Source organism: Bacillus cereus group sp. BfR-BA-01355, from assembly GCF_022663675.1.
GTDB classification, from domain to species: Bacteria; Bacillota; Bacilli; order Bacillales; family Bacillaceae_G; genus Bacillus_A; species Bacillus_A thuringiensis_S.
On sequence record NZ_JAKUFY010000152.1, the window covers coordinates 1 to 10,044 of the forward strand.

A 10,044-nucleotide genomic window follows, 5' to 3' on the forward strand; every position below is an offset into this window, starting at 1 on the left:
TTATAAAAAAAAATATTACACTTGAAACTGTTTTAAAAGCGGTAGATAAATACTACGGAAATTCAAAAACTGTTGAAGAATTAGTATATAAATCCCTAAGATCAGTTGTACCAGGTGTCGTTCCTGATTTTGTAGTTAAGGGTGCTGCGAAAATTATTATGTCTTTCATTTCGATTGAAAAGTAATAAAAAAAACCAACTCTTTATATTAAAAAATATTAAAGACATTGAAAGGGGAAAATTCACATGTTAAGTAAAAAAGTTGCTTCTTTTGGTCTAGTGACTATAGTTCTTATGAGTGGAACAGCTAATGCAGCATCTGCAATGGGGCAAAGTTCAACTCTTGATTACCCTATTTCTTCTATTGAATCTACAAAAAAAGCGGATAAATTTTTAGATAAATTGATAGATTTTAAAGACAAAGAAAAAGAAGCAAAAAATTATGGAAAGAACCTTCCTAATCATAGAGATAAAATTGTAGTAACACCAAAAGCAAAAGAAGCTTTTAATAACTATGAGCAAAATGGAACAAGGATTAATCAAGCTTTAAGAGAAGGGAAAGTAGATGGATATCCTAAAGAGTATGTAAAAGTAGCAAAAGAATACGCTGCAGAGATGGATAAAGTATTTAAACAGAACGCTGCCAGTGTACCAGATACAATTATGGTATATAGATATACAGATGAACAACAGTTTGGAATTGCACCGGGGACATTTTTTCCAAAAGATCCAAAAAACCCAAAAGAAACTATAGTTAATAAGGAATCAATTGAAAAGTTCAAGAAGAAATATGAAGGGAAAACTGTTAAAGACAAAGGTTTTACAAGTACGTCACTAGCTATTCTTGATAAATATCTAGGAGAAAAGGCAAAAACAATTCGTATGGATATTGAAGTTCCAAAAGGAACACATGCTGTATATATGGGAAATGAATATGCAGAATTAATATTACCAAGAAATGCTTCATTAAAAATTAAAAAGGTTTCAGGAATTGTTGAAAAAGGAAAACTGATTGTAAAAGTTGATGCAAGCGTGATAAATAAATAGTTTAATAAATCCTCACCTTTATAATTATATAAAGGAATTGCACTTCCGAAAGAACGATAGCAAAAAATACCGAGTATATCCTACTCGGTATTTTGGTGGTTGGAAGTTGGAATAGTAACAGTTTTGTTTTTTATAACAAGAATTGAATTCATAATTTTATTTAGAAATTTTTGTCCCAACTAATATCTAAAAGCGAAAGTTTATAGCTTCAATTTTCGAAGCGGGGCAGAATTCATTTGTGATATAGACCAATAACGTCAGTAATACTAGAAAGTCCATCTTTTTCTAGTAAATTTAAAATTTCTTGGTTAATTTGCTTTGCAACAGAGGGTCCTCGATAAATCATACTAGTATAAAGTTTTACAAACGAAATTAGTACGAGAAATAGTTGTATTTGCAGCAATAACTGCGTCAGCTTTTACTTCTAAAATTATTGAAATAACTCCTTCTAGTTGTTCTGGAGTTAAGTCAGGAGCAATCTTTAAAACAATAGGACGATATTGACTATGTTTTTCACATAATTCATCGCGTTTATTTAAAATAGAAGTTAATAATGGCTTTAAAGTATCGACGTATTGTAAATCTCTTAATCCTTCAGTGTTTGGAGAGCTAATATTAATGACAAAATAATCGCCATGAGTATAGAGTTTTTCCAGTCCTTTTTGATAGTCCAAATAGGCGTCTTGGTTTGGACTATATTTGTTTTTCCCTAAATTAATTCCAAGAGGTATAGCTGGACGTGGTAAACTCATAAAGTTTTGCTTTGCTTTATTTAATCCCTCACTATTAAACCCCCTACGGTTAATAAGTGCAGTGTCCTCGGGTAAACGATATAGACAAGGTTTAGGATTTCCAGGCTGAGGGTTAGGTGTAATAGAACCTACTTCAACAGAGCCAAAACCAAGGGATGCAAGAGCTGGATACACATCAGCAAACTTATCAAAACCTGCTGCTAAACCAATGGGATTAGGAAATTTAATATCTAGTAATTTACATTCTAATCTAGAATCATTCAAGTTCATATTTGTATTGTATAAAGTTCTAGTAAATGAAAATGATTGCATAACCTTTAGAGCTTGAACAGTTCGTGTATGAACTTTTTCAGGGTCCATCTTAAATAATAAATTGCGGATATTTGCATACATAGTTAGAATCTTCCCTTCAAATTATTAAAGCTAAAAGAATGATAAAAACTACTTATCTAAAATGAACAACGTAAATTATTCTAGGTAATAATTTACAACTAGAATTTTTGGATGAGTACAACACCTATAATTACTAAAATAGCACCAAGAATACGTGGTACAGATAACAGATGTATAGGAACATTAATTAAACCAAATTGATCTATTAATACAGATGCAACAATCTGGCCAGCGAGAACCAAAGCTACGGTTGTTCCCGCTCCAATTCTTGGAATAAGAATAATGGTAGCTAGTACATAAAAAGCTCCTAAAGCGCCTCCAGTCCATACCCACCAGGGTGCAGATACAATACCTTTATTTAAACTAAAACCAGCTTTAAATAATGAAACGGTGAATAAGGTGATGACTTTTTATTTTGTAGGACTTTTCCCTTTTCTGTCGAATAGATAGAGTGAAGAGAAGGAGGAGTTAGTATGGATACTATAAGAGATGCAGTCAGCGAGATTAAAACATTTTTTTATACAATTGAAAGCCCAACGAACGGAATCGAGTATTGGGAACTTAATTTAACCTATTACAATGATTCCTTTTATGGCGGAGCTAAATGTACTAATTTCAATCTTCATGTAGGCTGGAAAAATTTAAAGGTACAAGATGATAAATCAGCAGCTCAAATTATAATTAATAAAATTAAAGAGAATCTACTTTAAGTCAAAAAGCATTCGAAATGGGTGCTTTTTTCTTTGTTATATAAAAATTATAAAATAAATATATTTAGAAGTTAATTTAGGCATAATGAAGAAATTACTTCATATAATGAAATAGAAAGTTTTTCTGACATACAGCTGGTACCCCTATGTTTTATTTGGCACCTGAATAAGGTGCTTATTTTAATGCGCATTTTGAGAAGGACAAGCTCACTTGCTTATATCCTATTTCAATACTCATTTAACACCTTTTTTCTAAATAAGTATATCTGTTTCCGTAGGTACTCTCTTTTCATTGGATAAATTAGATATTTTAATAGAATTATATTATGTATATAACAATTACTATATTAAAAGTGTTAGCGCGATATGGTTGGTATCTCTTTGTTGTTAATGAAAAGCGTACTGCCCATGTTTTAATGAAATATACACCAAGTAAATTTATTTCTTTTAGGTTATATAGAATAGCTTGAAATATATCCTAAACTTATCTTTAAATCATAGTCTCAATTGGAATTAGTAGTAATGAGTTTTGAGAATTCCTTAAAGTATAAAAATGTTAACATTCCCCCTATAGAGCGAGTTTTTACATGTACTAAAGGCAGGATAAAACTAATACTATAAGATTAGGAACAAAAGGAGGGGGCTTATGAGTCAATATCGTATCATTGGGAAAAGTATTCCCAGGAAAGAAGTGATGGAAAAAGTAACGGGACGAGCAAAGTATATTGACGATGAAAATGAAACAGGAATATTGCATGTAAAGCTTTTAACTAGTGAATATGCACATGCGTATATAGAGAGCATTGATACAAGTGAGGCTTGGAAAATACCGGGTGTTCGAAATATTGTTACGGGTAAAGACTATCCTTACCTGGTCGGTAGTAGTATAGTGGATCGGCCACCGTTAGCCTTTGAGAAGGTACGATACTTTGGTGAGCCGGTTGCTATGGTGATTGCAGATAGTGAAGCAGCTGCCCAAAGAGCAGTTTTTTCAATACGTGTAACGTACAAAGAAATTCCTGTTGTCAATTCTCCTATACAGGCATATCAAAACAATGCTCCTCTTGTTCATGAACGTTTAGGAGAATATAGAATCATAGAGGAAGCATACCCAGAACCCAATACAAATATTGCTACACGTACAAAAGTTCGGAAGGGTGATATTAAGAAAGGATTTAGTGAGAGCGATATAATTGTAGAAGAGTTTTTCTCATTTTCACAATCTGATCATGCGGCAATGGAAACGAGATGTACAAAAGTAGAGATTAAGCCGAACGGAGTTGTTCTTGTAACATCTACATCTCAGGCACCCTTTGAGATTAGGAAGCAGCTGAGTGACGCATTTCATATAGATGAAGGCAAGATACATGTTCAAGTACCTTTAGTAGGCGGAGCATATGGCGGGAAAACCATGGTGCAACTTGAAATCTTAGCCTATCTTGCTTCTAAAGCTGTAGGAGGAAGAAGGGTAAAACTTCGTAATAGCAGAGAAGAGGATTTTATTACTTCCCCCGTTCATATTGGTTTGCAAGCAAAAGTCAAATTAGGTTGTACGAAAGAAGGGAGCTTAAAGTCTGCGGAATTCCTTTTTTTATTTGATGGTGGAGCTTATGCGGATCGAGCTGTTGTTGTCAGTAAAGCGGCGGGTCTAGATTGTACAGGACCTTATTCAATTGAGCATGTAGGGTGTGATTCGCTTTGTATGTATACAAACCATCCTTATGCTACAGCATTCCGTGGATTTGGACATTCTGAATATACTTTTGTTGTAGAGCGAACAGTAGATATTATGGCTAACAAATTAGGTATGTGTCCACTTGAATTTCGATTAAAAAATGCAATCCAACTAGGAGATACGACACCTACACAAGTTCCGGTAACAAGAAGCAATATGGGCAATCCGAAAAAATGTTTAGAAAGATTAAAAAAACTAATAAATTGGAATGAAGGGCAGTATATCCGAATTTCAGATAGAAAAGTACATGCAAAGGGAATTGCTTTTGCATGGAAAAACTCCACAACACCATCAGATGCAGGTGCAGGTGCGTTAATAACGTTTAATGAAAACGGAAGTGTAAATATCCATTGTGGTGCAGTGGAGATTGGAACGGGTACAAAAACTGTGCTTGCGCAAATGGTAGCAGAAAAAATGAAATTGAAGATAGAAGATATACATATCAAAATGGAAGTAGATACACAAGTTGCACCAAAACATTGGAAAACAGCCGCAAGCAGAACTACGTATCTAGTAGGGAATGCAGTGCTAGCTGCTACAGAAGATATCATTTCACAGTTAAAAAAATCTGCCTCTATTTTATTAGGACATCCGATAGAGAGCTTAGAGATTGCCAGCAAACAAGTATATGTTAAAGAATCTCCTAATCTTTCTATAGATATAGATCAGATTGCGTTAGGATATGTCGATTCAAGCGGACAGGTAATTAACCAACAGATTATAGGGAGAGGAGCATATACGTTTGAAGGAATCACAGAACCTGATAAGGAGACTGGGAAGGGGAAATCAGGACCGGAATGGGGAATTGCAGCACAAGCAGTGGAAGTTGAATTTGATACGCGGGATTATACATATAAATTAATTCGTGCTTTTAGCGTAATAGATGCTGGAAAGGTATTAAATTTAAAAGGAGCGGAGACTCAAGTAATGGGCGCAATGAGTATGGGGCTTAGCTTTGCAACAAGAGAAGCATTCTGTTATGACAAAAAAGGAACAATATTAAATAATCAATTTCGTTCATATAAAGTAACCCACTACGGTCAACAACCAGAATATAAAGTAGAATTTATAGAAATTCCTCATGACAATTCTCCGTTTGGTTCCCGAGCTCTTGGCGAACATGGCATCCTTGGAATGCCAGCCGCCCTTGCTAATAGCTTATCCGTTGCAGCACAAGTTTCCTTACATCAGTTACCGATTACTCCAGAATTGATTTGGAGAACGAAACTGAAAAAGGAGGATCCTTTATCATGATTCCATCTGATTTTGAATATTATCGTCCCCATTCTATACCAGAAGCGTTACAACTATACTCTAAGCTTTATCAAGAAGGAAAAAATCCGATATATTACAGCGGTGGAACTGAAATTATTACCCTCGGCAGATTTGGGAATCTTTATGCCCAGTCTGTAATTGATATAAAGGAAATTCCTGAATGTAACGTGCTTGGAAGGTATCAGCATTATGTGGTTCTTGGTGCGGCACATACTTTAAATCGTGTTTCAAATTCGAATGTATTTCCACTTTTGAGTAAAACAGCATCAAGAGTAGCAGATCAAACGGCACGGAACAAAATTACGTTGGGTGGAAATATTGCAGGGGAAATCTGTTATAGAGAGGCAGTGCTTCCGTTTTTATTAGCAGACAGCACTTTGGGAATTGTAGGAATGAAAGGTATACGTTACGTCTCTATCCATTCTCTATTTATAGAAAGACTACAATTAAGTAAGGGAGAATTTCTTTTACAAGTCTTAACTGATATAGAGTACGTCGGACTACCTTTTTATAGTGTAAAAAAGAGAAAACTTGAAAAAATTGATTACCCATTAATTACACTGGCTGCTTTGAAAAAAGGAAATAAAATTCGTATGGCATTTAGTGGATTATGTGCTTTTCCTTTTCGAGCTACTGCTATGGAAATTGCTATCAATAATAATCAAATGTCAGTTGAAGACAAGATAGAACATACTGTGTTAAATATTCCAGCACCTGTACTAGATGATATTCGTGGATCTAGAGAATACCGGTTGTTTGTTTTAAGAAATATATTACGAGACATGTTAGAACATTTTAAAGGAGGGGTATTTTGACTAAAAAGCTTACTCTTTATATAAATGGAGAAAATCGGCAGGGAATAGTGAGAACAGCTGATACCCTGTTAGATACATTGAGAGACCAATTTGATTTAACAGGTGCAAAACGTGGATGTGAAAATGGGGACTGTGGAACCTGTACGGTTTTAGTGGATGGATGGCCGATAAAATCTTGTATCATGCTTGCAGTAGAAGCAACAGAAAAAAGGATAACAACAATTGAAGGTTTACATGAATCTCCTGTACAACGAGCATTTATAGAACATTGGGCATTTCAGTGTGGGTACTGTACGCCCGGGTTTATTGTAAACTGTCATGCTCTTATAGTAAATTATCCAAAAGCAACAGACAAAATAATTGAAGAGTGGTTAGAATCAAACATTTGCCGATGCACAAGTTATCAAGAAATTAGAGAAGCGGTAAAATCCCTCCTTCAAAGTTAAAGGAAAGGTGAATTGTGATGGTTGATATACATGAGGTATTAGAGACGGTAATAGCAAGCCGACAAGGTTGCACTATTGCAACCATCCTTCGAGTAGCCGGTTCATCATACCGGAAAGAAGGTTCAATGATGGTATTTGGAGAAGATGGGACAAAGGTTGGAATGCTTAGCGCGGGGTGTATCGAGGAAGAACTTTATCTTTATACTAAAGATTTAAGTAATGAAAAATGGAGCATACATGAATTCGATATGAGGGAAGAAAATGATTTATCATGGGGAGTAGGGTGTAATGGAATTATTTATATATTATTAGAAAAAGTGAATTATATATATCAAGAATATTTACGCAAAGTAAGAGGATATACAGAAAAAGGGCTACGTGTCTGGATGATAAAAGATTTATTAAAATCGAAGACTCTTTTTTTTAGCGAAGAAGGACATGAGTTTGGAGATTGGGAAGGAGAAATTCCAGTACTTTCTGAATTGAAAAATGGTTGGTATGAACATCTATATGTATATTGCTTCGAACCACGACCAAAATTGTTTGTAATTGGTGCAGGAGAAGATGCCAAACCACTTGTCTCCTTAGCAAAAGAAACAGGATTTTTTGTTACTGTTTGTGATTGGCGAGAGGGATTATGTACACCACTACGGTTTCCAGAAGCAGATAGATGTGTTCTCGGTTTTCCAAAAGAGATTATGGCCAAGATATCTATAAAGGAACAGGATTTTATAATGCTAATGACCCATCATTTCAAACGGGATCAAGAACTACTTAGCCTTTTACAGAACCGTCCGTGTCGTTACCTAGGTATTTTAGGATCCCGATATCGTACTGCACGTTTATTAGGGGGAGTAGATAAACCTAAATGGATTTTCTCTCCGTCCGGTTTATCTATTGGATCTGAGGGACCAATAGAAATTGCTATAAGCATTATGGCAGAAATGATACAAATAATGAGGATGAAAAATGATGAAAATAGTAGGAATATATCTAGCAGCTGGAAGGAGTAGAAGAACAGGTCCAGGGATACATAAGCTATGCCTTCCAACTGGAAATACATTGCTTGGGAATATAGCATTAAATACATCACTTTCTTCCAATTTGAGTGATGTTATAGTAGTTTCAAATGAACCGTCTTGGTTGTTACAACATACACAAGTAGAAAGAGTTCATATTCTCTCTTGTAAAAAAGCATGTCTGGGCCAATCTTACTCTCTTCTTTGTGGCTTAGAAAAGGCAGAAGATATGAATGCTGATGGAGTAGTAGTAATGCTTGCGGATCAACCATTTATTACAGTTAAGCTTATAAATTCATTAATAGATGATTATGAACACTCCCCGCAACTTGATTATGTAGCTGCTAGTTTTCAAGATATACCGCGGCCACCAATTTTATTTTCAAAGGAGATTTTTCCGAGTTTGAAAAAACTAACAGGAGACCAAGGAGCTCGTTCTATTTTCTTTGATAAGTCTTTACAAGGTAGGTTTACTGTATATAGTGATGCTAAATTATTTTATGACGTGGATACAATAGAGGATTATAATATAATTAAAAATTCTCTACTATAAAGGGTATCATCATATATAGAAAGACGTGAAAGTCTAAACTTCTTGAATGTGAGACAAGAAACTAATAATAAAATGTTTATGTCATCTGTAAATTTAAGCCAATTCTAACAGATTTAATTATTCAAGGTAATAGAGAGGGAGTTTATCATGTTAATAATCCAATACTTACAGCAGAATTTTTACTTTCAACGATTCACTATTGGGTAGATTCATCGTTATTCAAATGGACTCCGGATGAACGCATTGCAAGGGTTTTATCCATTCAACCAACATTTGAACATTTATTTGGTGTTCCAAGTGGAAAATTTGATTTACAACTTTTAAGGGAAACCGTGCATGCTAAATTTAGTTATTGAATAGGTTCGTTGTAATTGATATAAATTATCAATTACAACATATATTTTTGACGGGCAGTCTGTCAAAAATATATGGTATTTGTTATGAATTGTGATAATCAGAGATATTGAGGAGAACAAAATGTTTATTTTAAGAAGGCAACATTCTACACTGCCGTAAATGGAGAAAAGTTCTTTTTTAAATAACGAACTTGCTATTAAAAATCATGATAAATATGTACGCAATTATTTATGAATTATGCTTTAATGTATTTAAATTATATAACTGAAGCAATCACTTTATGAAAAATTACCCATTTTCATGTCCCAAAACAATGATAGGTATAGAAGTATCCATTTTCATTCAAGTGCCGATTGTGGCAAATTTCAGTAAAAACAAAAGGATGTTAAAAAGGAGAATTCTGATTATTCCTTTAAATTCGTCCTATATTTGCACCAGAACCGGTTAAATTTAAGATGGTTCAGTTGGAGGAAGAAACCTTATGGTATCTTTGTAGCGATTTCATTTATATAATTATATTATATAAATGAAATAATTATAGAAGGGTAAGTGAACATTATAATTAATTTTGAACCATTTAATCCAACAATAAATGACATAGCGATCAAACTTGCTATGGTACTGTTTATACCGTTATTCATAGCGTTGCTTGTCAAAGTCATACTTATGAAATTCATGAGAGAATCGATTGCTGGTAGACTAGCATATCTATCTTGTCTATTTTTTATGTACTATGTCTTTAAATTTGTTACAGAGTAGAAAGGCAACTTAGGGGGTCTTTTCTTTATAAATAAAAGTAACGTAGTATTTAAACCTATATATTCACACAAGATTACATAAGTTTAGTTTTGTAAATCTATAAAGTTTGAGTTTGGAGTTTCTTGTCCCAATCAAGTTGCAAAAATGTAAGTTTAGACTTTCATGTCTTTGTACAACAATTTCT

Annotated in this window: 11 protein-coding genes and 1 pseudogene; 10 read left to right on the forward strand and 2 right to left on the reverse strand. The window is 34.0% G+C overall.

Annotation, left to right across the window (positions count from 1 at the left end):
* On the forward strand, positions 1 to 185 hold a 185-nt coding region (locus tag MR167_RS28725; protein ID WP_242316062.1), incomplete at its 5' end, for a hypothetical protein.
* A gap of 60 nt (positions 186 to 245) precedes the next feature.
* Positions 246 to 1,046 (forward strand): ADP-ribosyltransferase, encoded by an 801-nt coding sequence (locus MR167_RS28730; RefSeq protein WP_242316064.1) that lies wholly within the window; start codon positions 246 to 248, stop codon positions 1,044 to 1,046.
* Between the two features lie 347 nt (positions 1,047 to 1,393).
* Here MR167_RS28730 and MR167_RS28735 read toward each other — a convergent pair whose 3' ends face one another.
* Both MR167_RS28735 and MR167_RS28740 read right to left on the reverse strand, forming a co-directional pair.
* Entirely contained in the window at positions 1,394 to 2,191 is a 798-nt protein-coding gene (locus MR167_RS28735; protein ID WP_242316065.1) for a quinone-dependent dihydroorotate dehydrogenase, read from the reverse strand.
* 98 nt (positions 2,192 to 2,289) lie between these two features.
* Positions 2,290 to 2,595, reverse strand: a pseudogene (locus tag MR167_RS28740) (DMT family transporter); the annotation flags it as partial.
* Between the two features lie 69 nt (positions 2,596 to 2,664).
* Here MR167_RS28740 and MR167_RS28745 point away from each other — a divergent pair.
* From MR167_RS28745 to MR167_RS33440, 8 genes are all read left to right on the forward strand, one after another.
* The gene (locus MR167_RS28745) at positions 2,665 to 2,901 is read left to right on the forward strand and encodes a hypothetical protein (RefSeq protein WP_000379739.1); all 237 of its coding nucleotides are present in this window, start codon (positions 2,665 to 2,667) and stop codon (positions 2,899 to 2,901) included.
* A gap of 646 nt (positions 2,902 to 3,547) precedes the next feature.
* Positions 3,548 to 5,890, forward strand: coding sequence for a xanthine dehydrogenase family protein molybdopterin-binding subunit (locus MR167_RS28750; protein WP_242316066.1), 2,343 nt, complete (start codon positions 3,548 to 3,550; stop codon positions 5,888 to 5,890).
* Positions 5,887 to 6,726: an FAD binding domain-containing protein gene (locus MR167_RS28755; protein ID WP_136983299.1), complete on the forward strand. Its 840-nt coding sequence runs from the start codon at positions 5,887 to 5,889 to the stop codon at positions 6,724 to 6,726. Before MR167_RS28750 ends, MR167_RS28755 begins: the two co-directional genes overlap by 4 nt.
* On the forward strand, positions 6,723 to 7,172 hold the full coding sequence (locus tag MR167_RS28760) for a (2Fe-2S)-binding protein (RefSeq protein WP_153582045.1): 450 nt from the start codon (positions 6,723 to 6,725) through the stop codon (positions 7,170 to 7,172). Before MR167_RS28755 ends, MR167_RS28760 begins: the two co-directional genes overlap by 4 nt.
* A gap of 17 nt (positions 7,173 to 7,189) precedes the next feature.
* Complete coding sequence (locus tag MR167_RS28765) at positions 7,190 to 8,185, forward strand: XdhC family protein (RefSeq protein ID WP_136983301.1); 996 nt, start codon at positions 7,190 to 7,192, stop codon at positions 8,183 to 8,185.
* On the forward strand, positions 8,142 to 8,744 hold the full coding sequence (gene pucB / locus MR167_RS28770; protein ID WP_000975842.1) for a xanthine dehydrogenase accessory protein PucB: 603 nt from the start codon (positions 8,142 to 8,144) through the stop codon (positions 8,742 to 8,744). Before MR167_RS28765 ends, pucB begins: the two co-directional genes overlap by 44 nt.
* Before the next feature lie 83 nt (positions 8,745 to 8,827).
* Complete coding sequence (locus MR167_RS33435; protein WP_324287248.1) at positions 8,828 to 9,100, forward strand: hypothetical protein; 273 nt, start codon at positions 8,828 to 8,830, stop codon at positions 9,098 to 9,100.
* Positions 9,101 to 9,650: 550 nt separating this feature from the next.
* Positions 9,651 to 9,860, forward strand: a complete 210-nt coding sequence (locus MR167_RS33440; protein WP_136983302.1) for a hypothetical protein — start codon at positions 9,651 to 9,653, stop codon at positions 9,858 to 9,860.
* Positions 9,861 to 10,044: the final 184 nt, after the last annotated feature.